Source organism: Acidovorax sp. Root267 (assembly GCF_001429215.1).
GTDB classification, from domain to species: domain Bacteria; phylum Pseudomonadota; class Gammaproteobacteria; order Burkholderiales; family Burkholderiaceae_C; genus Acidovorax; species Acidovorax radicis.
Window position 1 is genome coordinate 16,328 of sequence record NZ_LMJC01000007.1, and the last position, 20,211, is coordinate 36,538.

Below are 20,211 nucleotides of genomic sequence, written 5' to 3' on the forward strand. Positions count from 1 at the left end.
GCCCTCAATGCGCAGTACAGTCACGCCATGCTCACGTCATCCACCCGCCTGTTGCGGCTGCTTTCCTTGTTGCAGACGCGCAACCACTGGATGGGGCCGGAACTGGCCGAGCGCCTGGAGGTGCATCCGCGCACCCTGCGGCGGGACATCGACCGCCTGCGCCAGCTGGGCTACCCCGTGCATGCCAGCAGCGGTGTGGCGGGTGGCTACGCCTTCCGGGCCGGGCAGGCGCTGCCGCCCTTGCTGCTGGACGACGGCGAGGCCCTGGCCGTGTCGATTGCGCTGCGCACCGCCACAGCGGGTGCGGTGGGCGGCATTGAAGAGCCGGCGCTGCGGGCGCTGGTCAAGCTGGAGCAGGCCATGCCCGCACGGCTGCGGCAGCAGGTGGACGCACTGCGCTCCACCATCCTGCCCATGGACCGTGTCGGGCCGGTAGTGGATGCCTCGCTGCTGGCCACACTCGCATCGGCCTGCCGAGACCAGCTGCGCCTGGCGTTCACCTACGGCGACAGCCGGGGCCGCAGCGCTGAACGCAGCGTGGAACCCCAGGGCCTGGCCCATACCGGCCACCGCTGGTACCTGGTGGCGTGGGACCGGGTGCGGGAGGACTGGCGCACCTTCCGCATAGACCGCATCGTGGGGGTGCCCACGGTGGGCGCCCATTTCGCGCCCCGGGTGTCACCGGACGGTGGGGATTTGAAGGCGTATGTTTCACGCTCGCTGGCGGTGGCCCCTTATGCGGAGCAGGCGCGCATTGTGTTGCATGCGCCGTTGTCAGAAGCGGTGCACCGCATTCCCCCGTCGGTCGGTGTCCTCAAGGCCTTGGATGCCGAGCGCTGTGTGCTGGAATGCGGAGCCCATTCGCTCGATACGCTGGTGTATTGGCTGGTGGTGTTGGACCTGGATTTTGAGGTGCTGGCCCCACAGGCGTTGAAGGACCGGCTGAAGGCGATTGGCGAGCGGGCCCTGCGCTGCGCACCCTGAGAGAAATCAGGTCTTTCAGGCCTACGGCACAAACCGATAGCCGATTCCAGCCTCGGTCACCAGGTGCCGGGGCATGGACGCGTTGTCTTCCACCTTCTTGCGCAAGTTGGCCAGGTGCACGCGCACATAGTGCGTGTCCTCCGCGTGGCCCGGCCCCCACACAGCCTTGAGCAGTTGCTGGTGGGTGATCACGCGGTCGGGCTGGGACGCCAGGTGCGTGAGCAGCTTGTATTCGATGGGCGTGAGGTGCAGGGCCTCGCTGCCATGCCCTTCCGTGTGGCGCTCCACGGTGCGGCGGGCCAGGTCCACGGTGATGTTGCCGAACTGGATCACGGGTTGCGCCTCGGCGCTGGAGGACCGCTGGCTGCGCCGCAGCTGCGCGCGCACGCGGGCCATCAGCTCGCCCGAGCCAAAGGGCTTGACCAGGTAGTCGTCAGCCCCCGCGTCCAGCGCCGCGATCTTGCTGGCCTCCGCGCTGCGGGCCGAGAGCACGATGATGGGCATGGCCGACCAGGTGCGCAGGTCGCGGATCAAATCGACGCCATCCCCATCGGGCAGGCCCAGGTCCAGCACCACCAGGTCGGGGCGGCGGGTGCCGGCTTCGATCAGGCCGCGCTGCAGGGTGGCGGCCTCATGCACGGTGTGGCCTTCGGTCTCCAGCGTCAGTCGCACAAAGCGGCGGATATCGGCTTCGTCTTCGACGATGAGGATGTGGGTGGGCAGATCGGTCATGGCATGGATGCTAGGGTGTCATTCCGTTTCCAAATCATCCGTGTCGTTGTTGCTTCGCCTTGCCGTGCTACAGCACTGTCTGCGGCTTCGCGCCTAGACACGAATGATTTGGAAACGGAATCAGGCGTCGGCATCATCGCCCAGGTCGGTGGGCGGCGTGCCGCGTGGCAGCAGCAGCGTAAAGCGCGCACCTGTAGGCTGGCCCTGTGCGTTGTGGATCGTATCGCCCCGGATACTGCCACCATGCGCCTGCACGATGGCGCGGCAAATCGCCAGCCCCAGGCCCACACCGGGCGTCGCGCTCTCGCGGGCGCCGCGCTCGAACTTTTCAAACAGCAGCTCCTCGCGGCCTTTGGGCAGGCCCGGACCTTCGTCGGTGAGGGTCAGTGCCACCGCGTCGCTTTGGGGCTGCGCGCTGATGTGGATGGTGGTGTCTGCGGGGGTGTACTTGGCGGCGTTTTCCAGCAGGTTGACCAGCACGCGCTCCATCAGCACGGCATCGATCTGCAGCAGCGGCAGGTCGTCGGGCAGAGTCACTTCGACCCGGTGCGCAGCGATGGCGGGGGCACTGGCGGCCAGGGCACTGCCCACCACTTCTTCCAGCGGCTGCCAGGCTTTGTTGAGTTGTACGGCCCCAGCCTCCAGTCGGGCCATGTCCAGCAGGTTGTTGACCAGTGCGCTCATGCGCTGGGCGGATTGCTGGATGGCGCCGGTCAGCTCCTGCTGGTGCGCGGGCAGGGGCGGTTGCACCATGGCCAGCGATTCGGCCAGGCCGACCAGCGAAGCCAGCGGCGTGCGCAGGTCGTGCGAGATGGCCGAGAGCAGCGAGTTGCGCAGCCGCTCGGACTCGATCTGTACGGTGCTCTTTTGCGCCACGTCGATGTAGTGGATGCGTTCGAGCGAAATGGCGAGCAGCGAGGCGCAGGTCTGCAGCAGGCGGCGCGGTTCCACGCCCGGCACCTGGCCTTGCGGCATCGCCACCACCAGCACGCCACGGATGCGCATCGGCGCCTTGAGCGGCAGCACCAGCGTGGGGCTGGAGTGCAAGGTGTCCGTGCCCCGGCCTGCGGGCTCGCCGCGCTCAAATGCCCATTGCGCCACGGCCATGTCCACGGGGGCGTTGCCTCCGGGCAGAACCTGCAGGCGGTTGTCATCGTCGGCCACCACCAGCGTGCTGCCTGCGCTGAATTCCCCCGTGATAAAGCGTGCGCCAATCTCGGCCACCTGTTCGGGCAGCAGGGCGGCAGACAGGTCCCGTGCCATGTCGTACAGGCTGCGCACGCGGTGTTCGCGGTCGGTGGCGGCCTCGGCCTGCACCTTGAGCCCGGCGGTGAGCTGGCCCACCACCAGGGCCACCACCAGCATCACGGCGAAGGTGACGACGTACTGCGCGTCGCTCACCGCAAAGTTGAAGCGGGGCGGCACAAAGAAGAAATCAAAAAACCCCACGCCCAGGAACGCCGCCATGATGGCCGGGCCGCGCCCAAAGCGCAGCGCCACCCCCACCACCACCAGCAAAAACAGCATGACGATGTTGGTCAGCTCCAGCACGTTGGCCAGCGGTGTGGCAATGACGGCGGCAATGCAGCAGGCCAGGGCGGCGGCGATGTAGCCGGGCCAGAATGCAGCGCGGGGGGCTGCGGTGCTGGTGCGGGTGGTTTTGCGTTCGGTGGTGTCGGCGCTGCGGCTAGGCAGTGTGCCCACCTGCAGCAGGTCCAGGTCGCTGGCACTTTGTCCGATCTGCTCGGCCAGCGTGGCCTGCCACGGCCAGCGCCGGGTGCTGCGCCCCATCACCACGCGCACCAGGTTGTGCTCGCGCGCATAGCGCACCAGGGCCTGGGCGGGCTTGGCTGCGGGCAGCACGGCGCAGGCGGCGGCGCCCAGTTGCTGGGCGATCTTCAGCGTGCGCTCCACCTGCGGGTGCAGGGTGGCCGAGTGGCCTTGCTGCTCGGGCGTTTCCACATGCACGGCGTGCCAGGGCAGGTCGAGCTGGGCGGCCAGGCGGGCGCAGCTGCGCACCACTTTTTCGGCGTTGTCGCCGGTGCCCACGCAGGCCAGCAGGGCTTCGCGGTTGGGCCACACGGCCTCGGCGGTGGTGGTGCTGGCGCGGCGGTAGGCGCGCATTTCGTCGTCCACCCGGTCGGCGGTGCGGCGCAGGGCCAGCTCGCGCAGGGCCAGCAGGTTGCCTTTGCGAAAGAAGTTGGCGGCGGCGCGCTCGGCTTGCTGGGGCAGGTAGACCTTGCCGGCCTTCAGGCGCGCCAGCAGCTCGTCGGGCGGCAGGTCGACCACCACCACTTCATCGGCCGCGTCAAAAAACTGGTCGGGCACCGTCTCCCACACGCGGATGCCGGTGATGCCGCTGACGATGTCGTTCAGGCTCTCCAGGTGCTGCACGTTCATGGTGGACCACACGTCGATGCCTGCGGCCAGCAGCTCTTCGGCGTCTTGCCAGCGTTTGGGGTGGCGCGATCCGGCCACATTGCTGTGGGCCAGCTCGTCCAGCAGCACCAGGCCCTCGGGGTTCGCAGCGCCCCAGGCCAGGGCGGCGTCCAGGTCAAACTCGGGCAGGGTGCGGTCTTTGTAGGGCAGGGCGCGCAGCGGCAGGCGGGGCAGGTGCGCTGTCAGCGCCTCGGTGTCGGCGCGGCCGTGGGTCTCGACCACGCCAATGGTGACGGGCAGGCCCTGCGCCTGCGCCGCCCGCGCGGCGGACAGCATGGTAAAGGTCTTGCCCACCCCCGCGCAGGCGCCAAAAAACACCTTGAGCCGCCCACGCTGCTGCTGGGCCTGCTCTTGCTGGATGCGCTGCAGCAGCGCGTCGGGGTCGGGGCGATCCTGCATGGGCACAGTGTATCCACCAAATATGAATCAAATCGGCATCTGGCGCTTGTACATAGAGCGTAAGCAGCTATTTATTTGATAGCGAATCGAGTGCCAGGTTCAGCGCCAGCACATTCACGCGCGGCTCGCCCAGCAGGCCCAGCCAGGGGCTTTCGGTGTGCTGCTGCACCAGGGCCTGCACCTGCGCCAGCGGCAGGCCACGGGCCTTTGCCACACGGGCGGCTTGGTAGTCGGCAGCGGCGGGGCTGATGTGTGGGTCCAGCCCGCTGGCCGATGTGGTGACCAGGTCCACGGGCACGGGGCGGGTGTTGCCGGGGTCGGCAGCGCGCAGGGCGTTGATGCGTGCCTTCACGGCTTCGGCCAGCGCCGGGTTGGTGGGGCCCAGGTTGGAGCCACCCGAGGCCGATGCGTTGTACGGCATGGGTGCCGTGGCCGAAGGGCGGCCCCAGAAGTGGCCGGGCTCGGTGAACGACTGGCCGATCAGCTCCGAGCCCACCGCCTTGCCACCTTGCGTGATGAGGCTGCCGTTGGCTTGGTGCGGGAAGGCCGTTTGTGCCACGCCGGTCACGGCCAGCGGGTAGAGCAGGCCGGTGACGATGGACAGCACGACAAACAGCGTGAGGGCAGGGCGCAGCAGGCCGCCTGGGCTGGCGGGCACGTCGTCGCGGGGGATACGGATAGGCATACGATTTTCCTTTCAATGAAATTCCGGGAGCTGCGCATCAGACTGGCGCTGCTCAGGCGAGGGGACACCGAGCAAGGGCCGCCCCGCAGCGAAGCGAGAGGAGGGGGAAGGCGCGAAGCGACACAGGGGGAGGTCCTGGTTCAGATCAACCCGGCTGCCGCGAACACCATGTCAATCAACTTGATGCCAATGAACGGCACCACCATGCCCCCCAGCCCATAGATAGCCAGGTTGCGGCGCAGCAGCGCGGCGGCACCCACGGCGCGGTAGGCCACGCCCTTCAAGGCCAGCGGGATCAGGAAGATGATGATCAGCGCGTTGAACACCACGGCAGACAGGATGGCCGACGAGGGGCTGGCCAGGTGCATGAAGTTCAGCGCCGACAGCTGCGGGTAGGTGGTGACGAACGCCGCCGGGATGATCGCGAAGTACTTGGCGATGTCGTTGGCAATGCTGAACGTGGTGAGTGAGCCGCGCGTCATCAGCATCTGCTTGCCGGTCTCCACGATCTCGATGAGCTTGGTGGGGTTGCTGTCCAGGTCCACCATGTTGCCGGCCTCCTTGGCGGCCTGGGTGCCGGTGTTCATAGCCACGGCCACGTCGGCCTGGGCGAGGGCGGGCGCGTCGTTGGTGCCATCGCCCGTCATCGCCACCAACTGCCCGGCGGCCTGGTAGCTGCGAATGAGCTGCAGCTTCGCCTCGGGCGTGGCCTCGGCCAGAAAGTCGTCCACACCCGCCTCGGCGGCAATGGCGGCAGCTGTCAGGCGGTTGTCGCCCGTCACCATCACGGTCTTGATGCCCATGCGGCGCAGCTCGGCAAAGCGCTCCTTGATGCCGCCCTTGACCACGTCTTTGAGCTCCACCACGCCCAGCACGTGGGCGCCATCGGCCACCACCAGCGGGGTGCTGCCGCGGCGCGATACATCGTCCACCGCCGTCTGCACGGCGGTAGGAAAGCGCCCGCCCAGTGCCTCCACATGCTTGCGGATGGCATCGGCTGCACCCTTGCGCAGCAGGCGCGGGCCGGGTAGGTCCACCCCGCTCATGCGCGTTTGGGCAGTGAACGGCACAAACACGGCCTGCAGGCTGGAGAGGTCGCGCTCGCGCAGGTTGAACTTGTGCTTGGCCAGCACCACGATGCTGCGGCCCTCGGGCGTTTCGTCGGCCAGCGATGCGAGCTGTGCGGCATCAGCCAATGCGGCATCGGTCACGCCGGGGGCAGACACGAACTGGCTGGCCTGCCGGTTGCCCAGGGTGATGGTGCCTGTCTTGTCCAGCAGCAGCACGTCCACATCGCCCGCAGCCTCCACCGCGCGGCCCGAGGTGGCGATCACATTGGCCTGCATCATGCGGCTCATGCCCGCCACGCCAATCGCACTGAGCAAGCCTGCAATGGTGGTGGGGATCAGGCACACCAGCAGGGCCACCAGCACCACCAGGCTCACAGGCTTGCCCGCGCCGCTGGCCTGCACGCTGAACATCGAAAAGGGCAGCAGCGTGACCACCACGCCCAGGAACACGATGGTCAGCGCCACCAGCAGGATGGTCAGTGCAATCTCGTTGGGCGTCTTGTGGCGCTTGGCGTTTTCCACCATGGCGATCATGCGGTCCACAAAGGTCTCGCCAGGGTTCACGGCCACGCGCACCACGATCCAGTCCGACAGCACGCGGGTGCCGCCGGTGACGGCCGAGAAGTCGCCGCCCGATTCGCGGATCACGGGGGCCGACTCGCCCGTGATGGCGCTCTCGTCCACCGAGGCCACGCCATCGATCACCTCGCCGTCGGCAGGGATGGTGTCGCCCGCCTCAATCAACACCACGTCGCCCTTGCGCAGGTTGTCGGCCTCCAGCGGCAGCCAGGTCATGGCGGTGCGTGGGGTGGCCCGGTCAAACTGACCATCGAGTTTCTTGGCCCAGGTCTGCTTCTTCAGGCCGCGCAGCGAGGCCGCCTGGGCCTTGCTGCGGCCTTCGGCCATGGCCTCGGCAAAGTTGGCAAACAGCACGGTGAACCACAGCCACAGCGCCACGGCAGCGGTGAAGCCCTCGGGTTTGCTGGCGGCCAGCGCGGTGGTGAAGGCGCTGCCCACGTACACCACAAACATCACCGGGTTGCGCCATTGCACGCGCGGGTCCAGCTTCTTGAACGCCTCCAGCAGCGCTGGGCGCACCAGGGCAGGGTCGAACAGGGTCAATGTCTTGCGAGTCATCACAATCTCCCAGCCATTTCTTAACGGGGTGTGAGCACGAGATGCTCTACCACCGGGCCCAGCGCGAGGGCGGGCACATAGTTCAGCAAACCCACCAGCAGCACCACACCCGCCAGCAGCGCCACAAACAGCGGGCCGTGGGTGGGCAAGGTGCCATCGGTGGCGGTGGCGCGCTTCTTGGCGGCGAGGGACCCAGCCATGGCCAGCACGGGCACGATCACGCCAAAGCGGCCCAGCCACATGGCCACGGCCAGCAGCACGTTGTAGAAGGGGGTGTTGGCCGACAGGCCTGCAAAGGCGCTGCCGTTGTTGTTGGCGGCGGAAGACAGCGCATACAGCACCTGGCTGAAGCCGTGCGCGCCGGGGTTGGACAGGCCCGCACGACCCGCCTCGCTCATCACCGCCACGGCGGTACCGAGCAATACGAGCAACGGCGTGACGAGGATGGCGATGGAGACGAGCTTCATCTCATGCGTCTCGATCTTCTTGCCCAGGTACTCGGGCGTGCGGCCAATCATCAGCCCGGCAATGAACACGGCCATGATGGCGAACACCAGCATGCCGTACAGGCCCGAGCCGACACCGCCAAACACCACCTCGCCCATCTGCATCAGCACCATGGGGACCATGCCGCCCAGCGGGGTGAAGCTGTCGTGCATGGCAATCACTGCGCCGCAGCTGGCGGCCGTGGTGATGACGGCGAACAGGGCCGAGGTAGCGATGCCAAAGCGCGTCTCTTTGCCTTCCATGTTGCCGCCTGCCTGCAGGGCGCTGGCAGCCTGGTCCACACCCAGCGATGCCAGCAGCGGGTTGCCTTGCTGCTCGAAGGCGGTGGCTGCTACTACTGCTACCACGAAAAGCAGGCTCATCGTGGCCAGAATCGTCCAGCCCTGGCGCTCATCGCCCACCATGCGGCCAAACACCAGGCACAGTGCGGCGGGGATGAGGAAGATCGCCAGCATCTGCAGCAGGTTGCTGGTCGCCGACGGGTTCTCGAACGGGTGGGCGGAGTTGGCGTTGAAGAAGCCGCCTCCATTGGTGCCCAGCATCTTGATGGCCAATTGCGAGGCCACGGGGCCCATGGCCAGCGTTTGCGTGGTTTGGGTTGCAGGCTCGGTGACGGGAGCGCCCTGGGCGTCCAGCACCGGCTGGCCTGCGCCATCGAGCTTGGGCGCGTCGTAATGCACGGGCTCCAGCGTCTGTACCTCGGTATAGGGCGACAGATTCTGGATCACGCCCTGGCCCGCAAACACCACGGCCAGCACCAGCGACAGGGGCAGCAGCACCCAGAGCGTGGCGCGGGTCAGGTCGGCCCACACATTGCCAATGCTCTGCGCTGAATGCCGCGCAAACCCGCGCACCAGCGCAATGACGACGACCAGGCCCGTGGCGGCAGACAGAAAGTTCTGCACTGTCAGCGCCAGCATCTGCGTGAGGTAGCTCATGGTGCTCTCGCCACCATAGCCCTGCCAGTTGGTGTTGGTGACAAAGCTGATGGCGGTGTTGAAGGCCGAGTCCGGTGCCACTGCAGGCATGCCCTGCGGGTTGAATGGCAACACAGCCTGCCAGCGCTGCAGCGCATACACCGCCAGCACACCCAGCCCGTTGAACACCAGCAGCCCCAGCGCGTAGCGCAGCCAGCCGGTTTCTTCATCGGGCCGCACGCCCGCGAGACGGAACAGCGGCCCCTCAAGCCGCCGCCCCAGCGCAAAGCGGCCGGCCATCACGGCGTCGATAGTGCGTGCCAGCGGCCACGCCAGCGCCAGCAGCAGGGCCAAAAACACCGCCAATTGCAGCCAGGCACTGGTGCTCATGAAAAGTCCTCCGGCCGCAGCAGTACGGCGACCAGGTACACCAAGAGGGCCGCAGCCAGTACGGCCGCCAGAATCATCCAGCCGCTGGTCATGACCGCCCCCCTTGCGCTTGGCGCTGCAGCAGTGCGCAGCCCTGGGTCAGCCCGTAGACGGCCAGCCAGAGCAGGCCTCCCGCCGCCAAAAAAATCCAGTCCATATCGTCCTCCTTGAGACATGGACCGATGCTAGGAACCACCGTATCAAGATGGGCGCAAGAGTGCGGGGCGGGGTATCAAGAACGCATCAAGACGCGCAGGCACCAGGGCCGGGCCAACAGAAAGGGGGTGCTGGGATTTGCTATAAAATGTATAGCATATAGCGCTTATCAATAAAGCGCTAGAGGTCATTTTTATTCATTTTTTTCTCTGAACGGACCACTGGCCTGCTGGTTTTGCGCTGGCGCCTGGTGTCTTTGCGGCTGCGCACCTTGCCGAGGTGCGGCACGCGCTGAGACCTGCTCCTGCCCATCGCGCGTCACGAGAGCGCATATGCCGGCCTGGAGCACAGACGCTCGCAAGCTGCGATCATCCCCACCCTGCATTCGCTTCTTTCCTCCATGACCCAGGCTACTCCGCTCCGTCCCAGCGCTTCCAGTCCGCTCGATTCGCTGGTCCCTCTGCTTTTTGTGGCGCTCTGGAGCACGGGCTTTATCGGCGCCAAGCTGGGACTGCCGTATGTGGAGCCGCTGACTTTTCTTGCGCTGCGGTTTGCCATCGTCATCGTGCTCATGCTCGCGGTAGTGGCCGTGGCGCGTGCACCCTGGCCGCTGTCGGGCAGGGCCTGGTTGCACATCGGGGTGTCGGGCCTGCTGGTGCACGGCGTGTACCTGGGCGGGGTGTTCATTGCCATCGGCCACGGGCTGCCGTCGGGCATCACGGCGCTGGTGGTGGGGCTGCAGCCACTGCTGACCGCTTTGGTGGCGGGGGCCCTGCTCGGTGAAAAGGTGCGGGCCGCGCAGTGGGCGGGCCTGGCCCTGGGCTTTACGGGTGTGGCGCTGGTAGTGGCCGGCAAGGTGGCTACCGTGCCTGCGGGTGCTTTGTGGGGCATGCTGTTGCCCGCTGTGGTCGCGCTGCTGGGCATCACCGCTGGCACGCTGTACCAGAAGCGGTTTTGTCCCTCGTTCGACTTGCGAACCGGCTCGGTGATCCAGTACCTGCCCTGTGCCGCCGCCATGGCCGTGGTCGCCTACGCCACCGAATCCATGGCCATATCGTGGACCGGAGAGTTTGTGTTTGCGCTGGGCTGGCTCGTGTTGGTACTGTCGCTGGGCGCCGTGAGCCTGCTGAACCTGCTCATCCGAAGGGGCGGGGCAGTGAACGTGGCCAGCCTGTTTTACCTAACCCCGCCCACCACCGCGCTGATCGCCTGGGCGATGTTTGGCGAGACGCTCAGCGGCTGGGCGCTGGTGGGGATGGCGCTGGCGGCTGCGGGTGTGTGGCTGGCAAGGCAGGCCCGATGACGATCTCATCAGCCTGGGCATGGTGCGCGTAGCGTCAGTCCAAGACCCTTAGCCGGATTTGCGTCCCGTCAGGAAGCGTCTCAATCTGGTGAGCAATGTCCCCCGAGAAGCGCACGAGTTCGATTTGTGGCGCGGTGCCGAGATTGTCACCGCCATAGATGCCGCCCAGAACACCAGGAATCTTGAGACAGTATTTCCTACCGCTTGTTAACGGGCCGCATCTGCTGCTTGCCGAATCGACAAGCGCAGCCATGTGCCAGTCCTCTAAAAAAGCAGGATCGCTTGAGAGCGCATCAAACTCCGGGCGATTGGTTGCAATGACTTTGCAGTAGCAGTCTTCTGGGCACAGTCGCCAATAGCAGCCATGCTCGTCTTTGATGATGAGATTGCCGAAATCGTTTTCGGCGACGACCTCTGTAGGCTCGATTCCAGCCCAGCCCCAAGACTCGCGAATTTCGTCAATGAGGCTCATTGTTGGGAAAATATGGTGCAACAAGCTGGTCAACCTTACAGCGTGCGCAGCCGCTCCAGCGCGGCACGCAGCGTTTCGTCCTTCTTGGCGAAGCAGAACCTCACCACACGCTGGTCAAACCCGTCGCCATAAAACGCCGACAACGGAATCGCCGCCACGCCCACTTCACGGGTAAGCCACTGGCAGAAATCGGCCTCGTTCAAATCGCTGATGGCCGAGATATCCACGCACTGGAAGTAGCTGCCGGTGCTGGGCAGCAGCTTGAAGCGTGAGCCCGCAAGGCCCTGGCGGAACAGGTCGCGCTTGGCCTGGTAGAACGCGGGCAGCTGCAGGTAGGGCGTGGGGTCTTGCAGGTAGGCGGCCAGGCCGTGCTGCATGGGGGTGTTCACCGTGAATACGTTGAACTGGTGCACCTTGCGGAACTCGGCCGTCAGCGCTGCGGGGGCGGCCACGGTGCCGACCTTCCAGCCGGTGACGTGAAAGGTCTTGCCGAAGCTCGACACGATGAAGGCGCGGTCGGCCAGGCCCGGAAAGCGCGCGGCGCTCTGGTGGTCAGCGCCGTCGAACACCATGTGCTCGTACACCTCGTCGCTGATCAGCAGGATGTTGGTGGGCGCGAGCAGGTCTTCGAGCTGGCGCATTTCCTCGGCCGTCCAGATGGTGGCGCTGGGGTTGTGCGGGCTGTTGATGAGGATGGCGCGGGTGCGCGGCGTGATCGCGGCGCTGATCTTGGCGAAGTCGGGGCGGAAGGTGCCGGGCGTGAGTGGAACGCGTACGGCTTTGCCACCGGCCAACTCGATGTTGGGCACGTAGCTGTCGTAGCAGGGGTCGAGCACGATGACTTCGTCGCCCGGGTGCACGATGGCCAGGATGGCGGTGATGATGGCCTGCGTGGCGCCGGCCGTGATGGTGATTTCGGTGTTGGGGTTGTAGGCGCGCCCGTGCAGCGCTTCGATCTTGTGGGCTACGGCCTCGCGCAGCGCGGGGATGCCGGGCATGGGCGGGTACTGGTTGTGGCCGGCCTGCATGGCGGCGGTGACGGCGTTTACCAGCTCGGGGGCACATTCAAAGTCCGGGAAGCCCTGGCCCAGGTTGACGGCCTTGTGCTCGGTGGCCAGGGCCGACATCACCGTGAAGATGGTGGTGCCGACATTGGGCAGTTTGCTGGGGAAGGCGGGTGTGCGTGCGGTGGCAGCAATGGAGGCGGCGTTAGCTTGGGTCATGGCGCAACAACGTGGAAATCAGTGTGTTCTGCAATCAGCTGGATGGTGGAGCGGTCACAGCTCGTAGTCGTTGACGTGCCCCGTCATGGCGCGGGCGATGAGGTCGCGGCTCAGGCGGTCGCTCAGCAGTTCGGCAAACTTGTAGACGAAGTTGCGCAGGTAGGCGCTGCGCTTGAAAGCAACACGGGCCACGCTCTGGCCGAAGAGGTGCCCCACGGGGCGCACGGCCAGGTCGCCCACCGGGTCGTCGCGCATTGCCATCTCGGCCACGATGCCGATGCCCAGGCCCAGGCGCACATAGGTCTTGATCACGTCGGAGTCGATGGCTTCGAGCACGATGCGCGGCTGCAGCTTGCGGGCGGCAAAGGCCTGGTCGATCTTGCCCCGGCCGGTGAAGGAGGGGTGGTAGGTAATGAGCGCCTCATGTGCGAGGTCATCAAGGCCGATACGTTCTTTTTGCGCCAGCGGGTGGTCGTTGGGCACCACCAGCACGTGTTGCCATTCGTAGCAGGGCAGGGTCACGAGTTCAGGGTAGTCAGCCAGCGATTCGGTGGCCATGCCGATTTCTGCCACTTCATCGATCACCATGCGTGCCACCTCGTGCGGCGTGGCCTGGTGCAGGCTGATGTTGACCTTGGGGTAGGCCTCGCGCAGCCGCGCCACGGGCACGGGCAGCACATACCGGGCCTGGGTGTGGGTGGTGGCGATGCTGAGGGTGCCGCTGTCTTGCGCGCTGAACTGCTCGCCAATGCGCTTCAAGTTACCGACCTCGCGCATGATGACTTCGATGCTTTTGAGCACATGCTGGCCGGGCTCGGTGATGCGCTTGAGGCGTTTGCCGTGGCGGGCAAAAATGTCCACGCCCAGTTCTTCTTCCAGCTCGATGATGGCTTTGGAGACGCCCGGCTGCGACGTATGCAGGGCCTTGGCGGCTTCGGTCAGGTTGAGGTTGCGGCGTGCGGCCTCTTGAACGAAGCGAAATTGGTGCAGGTTCATATCTGATATCGCCTAAAGGGTTGCATCATTATGCTGCAAGCATCTAAGGGATTTCGACAGAACCGTCAATTTTGAGGGGGCTCGCAGGCAATTTCTGCCATCAGGGCAGTCATGCGCGGGTCTTCGCCGATGGCGGTCTGCACATGGAATTGAACGTCGGGGTGGGTGGCACGCAGTTCCTGCACCAGCAGGGGCAGGTCTTCGCGGGCATGTTTGCCAGTGCCCAGGAACATGGGCACCACCGTGACTTGGGTGGCGCCTTGGGCTACAACCTGTCGGGTGGCGTCAGCCAGTGAGGGGGCGCACAGCTCCAGGTAGGCGCAGACCACCTGCGGGTTGGGAGCTTGGGCGGCGATGCGTGCGGCCACGGCCTCCATGGGCGCGCGCCACAGCGGATCGCGCGAGCCGTGAGAAAAAAGGACGATGGCGCGCCGTGAGATGTCGGGGGGCATTGGGGTTTTTGTGCCGTGAGGCTTGGGAGTTTCAGGTCACCGTCTGAGCACCAACCAGCCAAAGGCCGCCAGCGACAGCACCGAATAGATGAGCCCCGGCGCTGCAGCGGTGAGCCAGGGCGACCAGTTCTGCAGATTGCCTGCGTAGCCAAACACGTTGTTCAGCAGGAAGAAGCTGATGCCCGCCATGACCCCGCCAAACACATAGCCCGCAATGCCGCCCGAGCGGAAATGCAGGTAGGCAAAGGGCAGGGCCAGCACCACCATCACCAGGCAACTGAGCGGGTAAAACACCTTGCGCCAGAACTCGATCTCATACCGCTGGGCGGACTGGCCGTTGGCGTCGAGGTGGCGGATGTACTGGAACAGATCAATGGTGGCCATGCGGTCCGGCTTGAGCAGCGAGGCGGCCACCATGTCGGCGCTGATGCGGGTGGGCCATTGCAGGGTGGGGGCGTCCAGGTGCTCCACACGCGCCTCGTCGCTGCCGCGTTGTTCAAACCGGCTGCGCTTTACATTCTCGAGGTTCCATGCCCCTTCTGACCCAAACTGGCCTGTCGCAGCACGCGTCTGCGATGCCAGCCGGCCCTTGGCATCGAATTCAAAGATGCGCACGTCCAGCATGCCGCCATTGGGCGTGAGGGCGCGCACGTTCACGGCATAGGAGTGATCGTCCTGGCGCTCCTTGAGCCAGGCGCCAGTGGCGCCCGTGGTCAGGCGCCCCAGGTATCGCACCTTGACCAGCTGGGCCGTGCGGTCTGTGAGCGGCGCAATGTAGTCGCCGACCGCAAAGGTCAGCAGCACAAAAAAACTGCCCAGCGCCACCAGGGTGCGCAATGCGCGCCAGGGACCCATGCCGCTGGTGCGCATGATGGTGAACTCGGAGCTTTGGGCGAGCCGCGCCATCACGAAGATGGTGCCGATAAGCACGGTAATGGGCAGCAGCTCGTACAGGTGGCTGGGAATGCTCAGCACCACGAACAGGAACGCGTGCGAGAGCTGGTAACCCTCGGCGCCGGTGCGGCCCACCCAGCGCAGTTCGTCCACCAGGTCGAAAAAGAAGAACAGCGCCAGAAATCCGGCGGTGACAAAGGCGACGGCAAATAGGGCTTCGCGGTGGATCAGGCGGCGGATGGTTTTCATGCAGGGCTCCTGGTCGGCCTGGGCTGCCAGAGCCGCCGCACGGTCCAGTGGTTGTGGCGCGCAGCCAGGATCAGCAGCGACATCGTCAGCATGCCGCCATGCAGCAGCACCATGAAGCTCACCAGGCCCAGCCGGCCCGCGCCCACCCAGCTTTGCCCCAGCGTCATGAGGTTGTAGTACACGATGAAGGCAAAAAGCGCGAATACCAGGCTGGTGCTGCGTGCAGCGCGCGGGTTGACGCTGGCCACGGCCAGGCCCAGCACCACAAAGTTGATGGCGGCCAGCGCCAGCCCCAGGCGCCAGCCCAGCTCGGCACGGTAGGCGGGCAAGGGTTGCATCAGCAACTCGTGCGTGGCGCGGGTCTTGACGGAGAGTTCTTCCGCCGAGCCTGCGGGTGCGGAGCCAATGCGGGTGCCGTATTCGACGAACTCGCTGATCTTGACGCCGGGCTTGTCGCGTGAGGTCTCCAGCCGCTGGCCTTCGCTCAGCACCGCCATGCGTTCGCCGCCCCGTGTCTCGAGCCGGGCGCTGCGTGCAGAGGTCACGGATTCGCGGGCGCCGTCGGTGGCGGCGATGAAGATGTTGTTGCCGGCTTGCGTGTCAGGGCTGTCCTTGTCAATGAAGAACACCCGGCTGCCGTTGGAGGATTCCTGGAATTCGCCGGGCGCGATGCGATCGATGTCGCTGCGCTGTTCATAGCGCGTCTTGAGTTCCTGGATCTGGGAGTTGGCCCAGGGCCAGACCAGCAGCGACAGCACGGCAATGATCACCATCACCGGCCACGCAAAGCGCAGCAGCGGCCGCAGCAGGCTGATGAGGCCACGGCCACTGGCAAACCAGATGACCATTTCACTGTCACGGTACATGCGCGACAGCGTGCCAACCACGGCGATGAAGAGGCTCAGGCTCAGGATGGTGGGCAACTGCCCAAGGACGGTGAAGCCCATGACCAGCATCACATCGGAAGGGCTCACGCTGCCCTTGGATGCCTGTCCCAGGGTGCGGATGAGCATCATGGTCATGACCACGGTCACCAGCACCACGAGCGTCGCGCCGAAGCTGCGCGCCAGCTCCTTGCGGATGGATGAATCGAATAACATTGGTGAAGAGCGCGCTATGCACTTTTGCGTGCATGTCAAAGTGCATAGCACGCTCAAAAGGAAAACACCGATTATGAACTTTGATCTCAAGACCCTTGACCTTGCTGCGGCAGCTTCGGAAAAATGCGACCTGTTGGTCGTTCTGCTGCCTGAGGGCTTCAAGCCTGGCAAGGATGCACTGTCTGCCCTGGCGGCGTTGGCGCTCAAGAACGGAGATCTGGCCACCAAGGCGGGCAAGCACCTGCAGCTGTACCAGGTGCCTGCCGTTGCCGCCCGTCGCGTGGTGCTGGTGGGCCTGGGCGACGGGTCTGCCCGCGCCACGCGCCAGGCGCTGCAGGCGGTTGGCGGTGCCATCAAGGCGCCGCAAACCAAGCGGGTGGTGCTGTGTTTTGCTGGCGTCGTGCAAGCCGCATCCGTCAGCGCCGCTGTGCAAGCTGTGGCCGAAGTGAGCTATGTCTACACCACCACCAAGACCAAGGTCGAAGCGCGCAGCCTGAGCCGCTGCGTGGTGGGGGTCCATAGCGCACCAGATGTGCGCGAAGACTTCGACGCTGGTGTAGCCCTGGTGGCTGGGGTGGAGTTTGCGCGTGAATGGGGCAATCGCCCCGCCAACCACGCTACCCCCAGCCTGCTCGCCGATGCGGCGAAGACCCTGGCCAAGCTGCCTCGTATCCAGTGCAAGGTGCATGGCCCGGCCGAAGTGGCCCGGTTGGGCATGGGCGCCTTCCTTGCCGTGGCACGGGGTTCCGAGGAACCCCTGCGATTCATTGAATTGCGCTACAACGGCGCGGCCAAGGACCAGGCGCCGATCGTGCTGGTGGGCAAGGGCATTACCTTCGACACCGGGGGCATCTCGATCAAGCCTGCCCCGGAGATGGACGAAATGAAGTTCGACATGTGCGGTGCTGCCAGCGTGCTGGGAACGTTCCGCGCGTTGGGCGAGCTGCAGCCCTCTGTCAATGTGGTGGGGCTGATCCCCGCCTGCGAGAACATGCCCGATGGCCGTGCCGTCAAGCCGGGTGACGTGGTCACCAGCATGAGCGGACAGACCATCGAAATCCTGAACACCGACGCCGAAGGCCGCCTGGTGTTGTGCGACGCGCTCACCTACGCCGCCCGCTTCAAGCCTGCCGCCGTGGTGGACATTGCCACGCTGACCGGCGCTTGCGTGATTGCGCTGGGTGGCGTGCGCAGTGGGCTGTTTGCCAACAATGATCCCCTTGCATCAGCGCTGCAGGAGGCTGGCGAGTCTGCGCAAGACCCTTGCTGGCGCATGCCGCTGGACGACGACTATGCCGACGGTCTCAAGAGCAACTTCGCGGACATGGGCAATGTGGCCGGGCGTGCGGGGGGCTCCATTACCGCCGCAAAGTTCCTGCAAAAGTATGTGGGCGACCTGCCATGGGCGCACCTGGATATTGCCGGCACGGCCTGGAAGGGGGGGGCCGCCAAGGGAGCCACGGGGCGGCCCGTGGGACTTCTTGTGCACTATCTGCTGGGGCAGGCCAGTGCCAAGCCGGTTTCCAAGCCTGCGGCGGCAAAACGCTCCGTGCGCACCAAGACCGCCTGAGCGCACGATGACCGAGGTTGCGTTTCACTTCAATGCGCCGGACAAGCTGGCCTATGCATGCCGCTTCGCCCGCAAGGTGCAGCGCAATGGGGCCCGGCTGGTGATTGCGGCGCCGCCCGACACGCTGGCGGTGCTGGATCGCATGCTCTGGGCCCTGGCACCGCAGGACTTTGTGGCCCATTGCCTGGGCGATGCCGATGAAGAACTGGTCCACGCGTCGCCGGTGTTGCTGACAGCTGATGCGCGGTTTGCCCCGCACCACGAAGTGCTGCTGAACCTGCATGCGGAAGTGCCCGAAGGATTTGGCCGGTTTGACCGACTGGTGGAGGTGGTGAGTGCACAGGATGAAGTGGATCGTGGCGAGGCCCGGGGGCGCTGGCGCCACTATGCATCGCGCGGCTACGCCATCACCCGCCACGACCTTGTGCTGAAAGCTGGCTGATGGCACTGCCTCCTTCCAAAACCCCTCCACGTTTTATTCCCACCCTCACCGAAGTGGTGCAGGTGCCGGACTCCGTGCCCCTGCAACCTGCAGCGGGTGCACCATTGCGCACGACGGTCATGTCTCCGTCCGCCTTGTCGAGTGCGCGGCCCCTTGCAACAGCGCCGCAGCCGGCGGCCCGTCCATTGAGTCCGCCATTGCCCAGTGCCCGCCCGCCTGCTGTGGTCGCGCCACGGCCTGCAGCTGCTCCCATGCCTGTGCACGCAGCGTCCCCTGCTGTGGCTCAACGGGCACCCGCTGCGGCGGTTGTGGCGGCGCCTGCGCCTCTTATGGCTCCCTTCGCCGCCGTGGCTGCAAAACCGGTGTTGACGCGGCCCCTGCCTGAAGGCATGGAGGAGTACATGGTGCACCGGGTCATGCAGCGGGTGGATGTTGTGCTGGATCAACGTTTGCGCGAAGCAATCGCCACGGTGGTGCAGGAGCAGACACGATCGGTGCTGCCGCGGCTGCGTGAAGAGATTGAATCCGTGGTCCGGCACGCTGTGTACGAGGCGGTGGCGGATGAGTTGGCCAGTGGCGCACCCTCTGTGCCAAAGGGATGACAGGGTATTCCCCTGTGGTTTCTCTCGCGTTTAATCGTGTTCCCTAATGATCTGGCCCGTAAATTGCGATATGTTCGCCTGCGTTGAGACACAAGAAGATTCTCAGCGTTTATCTTTACTGGAGATTTGATATGCAATTGAAGTTGAAACTGACCGTGGTTGCTGCTATCGCGGCTGTTGCTGGTGTGGCCTCTGCACAAGAGCAGGTGGTCAAGATCGGCCATGTGGCTCCGGTTTCTGGCGCCCAAGCCCACTACGGCAAGGACAACGAAAATGGCGCCCGCATGGCCATTGAAGAGCTGAATGCTCAAGGTGTCACCATCGGCGGCAAGAAGATCAAGTTCGAACTTCAAGCCGAAGACGACGCTGCCGATCCAAAGCAGGGCACGGCCGCTGCACAAAAGCTGTGCGACTCCAAGGTCGCTGGCGTTGTCGGCCACCTCAACTCCGGTACCACCATTCCTGCTTCCAAGGTCTACAACGACTGCGGCATTCCAATGGTGACGGGCGCTGCAACCAACCCCAACCTGACCAAGCCTGGCTACAAGACCACGTTCCGTATCATCGCCAACGACAACGCGCTGGGCGCTGGTCTGGCGTTCTACGCAGTCGATACGCTCAAGCTGAAGACCGTTGCCATCATCGATGACCGTACCGCTTACGGCCAAGGTGTGGCAGACGTGTTCAAGAAGACCGCTGTTGCCAAGGGTATGAAGGTGGTGGACGAGCAGTTCACGACCGACAAGGCCACTGACTTCATGGCCATCCTGACCGCCATCAAGTCCAAGAACCCCGATGCCGTGTTCTACGGTGGTATGGACCCTCAAGCCGGTCCTATGCTGCGCCAGATGGAACAGCTGGGCATGGGCAATGTGAAGTACTTTGGTGGTGACGGCGTCTGCACGTCTGAAATCGCCAAGCTGGCTGCCGGTGCCAAGACCCTGGCTAACGTGATCTGTGCCGAAGGCGGTTCCTCGCTGGCCAAGATGCCTGGCGGTACCGCCTGGAAGGCCAAGTACGATGCCAAGTACCCGAACCAGTTCCAGGTGTACAGCCCTTACACCTACGATGCCACGTTCCTGCTGGTTGACGCCATGAAGCGCGCCAACTCGGTGGACCCCAAGGTGTATGTGAACGAACTGGCCAAGGCGAACTTCAAGGGTGTGACCTCTGCCATCGCCTTCGAACCTAACGGCGAAATGAAGAACCCCTCGATCACGCTGTACGTCTACAAGGACGGCAAGAAGACCCCTCTGTAATTGGAGGGGTCCCACTTGCAAGGCACTCTGTGCCTTGCAGGGCCAAAACAAAAGGGCTTCCTTCGGGAAGCCCTTTTTGCTTGTGGAAGCGTCACTTGTCTGTAGCTATTCAGTTTGTTGGCGCAGCACTCCGAACCGGGAATTCATCGAAGAACAGACTGAACGAGAGGGGGCCACCAAAGCGCAAAGCGAAA

At 65.0% G+C, this 20,211-nt stretch carries 18 protein-coding genes; 6 read left to right on the top strand and 12 right to left on the bottom strand.

All coding sequences use genetic code 11. From position 1 onward, the window contains the following. The first annotated feature begins 27 nt into the window (after positions 1-27). Complete coding sequence (locus ASE39_RS08130) at positions 28-984, top strand: YafY family protein (protein WP_035198153.1); 957 nt, start codon at positions 28-30, stop codon at positions 982-984. 21 nt (positions 985-1,005) lie between these two features. Here the strand turns inward: ASE39_RS08130 and ASE39_RS08135 are convergent, their stop codons facing one another. The 6 genes from ASE39_RS08135 to kdpF all read right to left on the bottom strand — a co-directional run bounded on the left by ASE39_RS08135 (position 1,006) and on the right by kdpF (position 9,352). Beyond that, complete coding sequence (locus ASE39_RS08135; RefSeq protein ID WP_057224657.1) at positions 1,006-1,716, bottom strand: response regulator; 711 nt, start codon at positions 1,714-1,716, stop codon at positions 1,006-1,008. Between the two features lie 120 nt (positions 1,717-1,836). Beyond that, on the bottom strand, positions 1,837-4,554 hold the full coding sequence (locus ASE39_RS08140; protein ID WP_057270807.1) for a DUF4118 domain-containing protein: 2,718 nt from the start codon (positions 4,552-4,554) through the stop codon (positions 1,837-1,839). A 67-nt stretch (positions 4,555-4,621) separates the two neighbouring features. Next, on the bottom strand, positions 4,622-5,239 hold the full coding sequence (kdpC, locus tag ASE39_RS08145; RefSeq protein WP_057270808.1) for a potassium-transporting ATPase subunit KdpC: 618 nt from the start codon (positions 5,237-5,239) through the stop codon (positions 4,622-4,624). Positions 5,240-5,379: 140 nt separating this feature from the next. Then, entirely contained in the window at positions 5,380-7,446 is a 2,067-nt protein-coding gene (gene kdpB / locus ASE39_RS08150) for a potassium-transporting ATPase subunit KdpB (protein ID WP_010458770.1), read from the bottom strand. Between the two features lie 20 nt (positions 7,447-7,466). After that, positions 7,467-9,260: a potassium-transporting ATPase subunit KdpA gene (gene kdpA / locus ASE39_RS08155; protein ID WP_057270809.1), complete on the bottom strand. Its 1,794-nt coding sequence runs from the start codon at positions 9,258-9,260 to the stop codon at positions 7,467-7,469. Then, positions 9,257-9,352, bottom strand: coding sequence for a K(+)-transporting ATPase subunit F (gene kdpF, locus ASE39_RS08160; protein ID WP_010458774.1), 96 nt, complete (start codon positions 9,350-9,352; stop codon positions 9,257-9,259). The genes kdpA and kdpF overlap by 4 nt, the downstream gene beginning before the upstream one ends. A 503-nt stretch (positions 9,353-9,855) precedes the next feature. Between kdpF and ASE39_RS08165 the strand changes: the two genes are divergently transcribed. Continuing rightward, complete coding sequence (locus ASE39_RS08165) at positions 9,856-10,758, top strand: DMT family transporter (RefSeq protein WP_057270810.1); 903 nt, start codon at positions 9,856-9,858, stop codon at positions 10,756-10,758. 34 nt (positions 10,759-10,792) lie between these two features. Here the strand turns inward: ASE39_RS08165 and ASE39_RS08170 are convergent, their stop codons facing one another. The 6 genes from ASE39_RS08170 to lptF all read right to left on the bottom strand — a co-directional run bounded on the left by ASE39_RS08170 (position 10,793) and on the right by lptF (position 16,144). Next, a complete protein-coding gene (locus tag ASE39_RS08170; protein ID WP_057224644.1) occupies positions 10,793-11,230 on the bottom strand; it encodes a T6SS immunity protein Tdi1 domain-containing protein in 438 nt (145 codons plus the stop codon). A 35-nt stretch (positions 11,231-11,265) separates the two neighbouring features. Continuing rightward, on the bottom strand, positions 11,266-12,453 hold the full coding sequence (locus ASE39_RS08175) for a pyridoxal phosphate-dependent aminotransferase (protein WP_057270811.1): 1,188 nt from the start codon (positions 12,451-12,453) through the stop codon (positions 11,266-11,268). Between the two features lie 54 nt (positions 12,454-12,507). After that, positions 12,508-13,449: a CysB family HTH-type transcriptional regulator gene (locus ASE39_RS08180; RefSeq protein ID WP_010458783.1), complete on the bottom strand. Its 942-nt coding sequence runs from the start codon at positions 13,447-13,449 to the stop codon at positions 12,508-12,510. 65 nt (positions 13,450-13,514) lie between these two features. After that, a complete protein-coding gene (locus ASE39_RS08185) occupies positions 13,515-13,901 on the bottom strand; it encodes a CbiX/SirB N-terminal domain-containing protein (protein WP_057270812.1) in 387 nt (128 codons plus the stop codon). A gap of 36 nt (positions 13,902-13,937) precedes the next feature. Further along, complete coding sequence (gene lptG / locus ASE39_RS08190; RefSeq protein ID WP_010458787.1) at positions 13,938-15,044, bottom strand: LPS export ABC transporter permease LptG; 1,107 nt, start codon at positions 15,042-15,044, stop codon at positions 13,938-13,940. Continuing rightward, positions 15,041-16,144 (bottom strand): LPS export ABC transporter permease LptF, encoded by a 1,104-nt coding sequence (gene lptF, locus ASE39_RS08195; protein WP_010458789.1) that lies wholly within the window; start codon positions 16,142-16,144, stop codon positions 15,041-15,043. The genes lptG and lptF overlap by 4 nt, the downstream gene beginning before the upstream one ends. A 73-nt stretch (positions 16,145-16,217) precedes the next feature. Here lptF and ASE39_RS08200 point away from each other — a divergent pair, with 73 nt between their 5' ends. The 4 genes from ASE39_RS08200 (at position 16,218) to ASE39_RS08215 (ending at position 20,017) form a co-directional block, all read left to right on the top strand. After that, positions 16,218-17,714, top strand: a complete 1,497-nt coding sequence (locus ASE39_RS08200) for a leucyl aminopeptidase (protein WP_057270813.1) — start codon at positions 16,218-16,220, stop codon at positions 17,712-17,714. A 7-nt stretch (positions 17,715-17,721) separates the two neighbouring features. Continuing rightward, positions 17,722-18,156 carry a DNA polymerase III subunit chi gene (locus ASE39_RS08205; protein ID WP_057270814.1) on the top strand — a complete coding sequence of 145 codons (435 nt, stop codon included), beginning with the start codon at positions 17,722-17,724 and terminating at the stop codon, positions 18,154-18,156. Positions 18,157-18,485: 329 nt separating this feature from the next. Then, positions 18,486-18,758: a hypothetical protein gene (locus ASE39_RS27065; protein ID WP_225585251.1), complete on the top strand. Its 273-nt coding sequence runs from the start codon at positions 18,486-18,488 to the stop codon at positions 18,756-18,758. Positions 18,759-18,889: 131 nt separating this feature from the next. Beyond that, entirely contained in the window at positions 18,890-20,017 is a 1,128-nt protein-coding gene (locus ASE39_RS08215) for a branched-chain amino acid ABC transporter substrate-binding protein (RefSeq protein WP_010458793.1), read from the top strand. Positions 20,018-20,211 lie beyond the last annotated feature (194 nt).

What these genes read in the sequence shown, in the direction of transcription:
- ASE39_RS08185 (WP_057270812.1), bottom strand. Translation starts at nt 13,901, where the DNA reads ATGCCCCCCGACATCTCACGGCGCGCCATCGTCCTTTTTTCTCACGGC.
- kdpF (WP_010458774.1), bottom strand. Translation starts at nt 9,352, where the DNA reads ATGACCAGCGGCTGGATGATTCTGGCGGCCGTACTGGCTGCGGCCCTC.
- ASE39_RS08165 (WP_057270810.1), top strand. Translation starts at nt 9,856, where the DNA reads ATGACCCAGGCTACTCCGCTCCGTCCCAGCGCTTCCAGTCCGCTCGAT.
- lptG (WP_010458787.1), bottom strand. Translation starts at nt 15,044, where the DNA reads ATGAAAACCATCCGCCGCCTGATCCACCGCGAAGCCCTATTTGCCGTC.
- ASE39_RS08205 (WP_057270814.1), top strand. Translation starts at nt 17,722, where the DNA reads ATGACCGAGGTTGCGTTTCACTTCAATGCGCCGGACAAGCTGGCCTAT.
- kdpC (WP_057270808.1), bottom strand. Translation starts at nt 5,239, where the DNA reads ATGCCTATCCGTATCCCCCGCGACGACGTGCCCGCCAGCCCAGGCGGC.
- ASE39_RS08180 (WP_010458783.1), bottom strand. Translation starts at nt 13,449, where the DNA reads ATGAACCTGCACCAATTTCGCTTCGTTCAAGAGGCCGCACGCCGCAAC.
- ASE39_RS08135 (WP_057224657.1), bottom strand. Translation starts at nt 1,716, where the DNA reads ATGACCGATCTGCCCACCCACATCCTCATCGTCGAAGACGAAGCCGAT.
- ASE39_RS08215 (WP_010458793.1), top strand. Translation starts at nt 18,890, where the DNA reads ATGCAATTGAAGTTGAAACTGACCGTGGTTGCTGCTATCGCGGCTGTT.
- lptF (WP_010458789.1), bottom strand. Translation starts at nt 16,144, where the DNA reads ATGTTATTCGATTCATCCATCCGCAAGGAGCTGGCGCGCAGCTTCGGC.
- ASE39_RS08140 (WP_057270807.1), bottom strand. Translation starts at nt 4,554, where the DNA reads ATGCAGGATCGCCCCGACCCCGACGCGCTGCTGCAGCGCATCCAGCAA.
- ASE39_RS08200 (WP_057270813.1), top strand. Translation starts at nt 16,218, where the DNA reads ATGAACTTTGATCTCAAGACCCTTGACCTTGCTGCGGCAGCTTCGGAA.
- ASE39_RS27065 (WP_225585251.1), top strand. Translation starts at nt 18,486, where the DNA reads ATGGCTCCCTTCGCCGCCGTGGCTGCAAAACCGGTGTTGACGCGGCCC.
- kdpB (WP_010458770.1), bottom strand. Translation starts at nt 7,446, where the DNA reads ATGACTCGCAAGACATTGACCCTGTTCGACCCTGCCCTGGTGCGCCCA.
- kdpA (WP_057270809.1), bottom strand. Translation starts at nt 9,260, where the DNA reads ATGAGCACCAGTGCCTGGCTGCAATTGGCGGTGTTTTTGGCCCTGCTG.
- ASE39_RS08130 (WP_035198153.1), top strand. Translation starts at nt 28, where the DNA reads ATGCTCACGTCATCCACCCGCCTGTTGCGGCTGCTTTCCTTGTTGCAG.
- ASE39_RS08175 (WP_057270811.1), bottom strand. Translation starts at nt 12,453, where the DNA reads ATGACCCAAGCTAACGCCGCCTCCATTGCTGCCACCGCACGCACACCC.
- ASE39_RS08170 (WP_057224644.1), bottom strand. Translation starts at nt 11,230, where the DNA reads ATGAGCCTCATTGACGAAATTCGCGAGTCTTGGGGCTGGGCTGGAATC.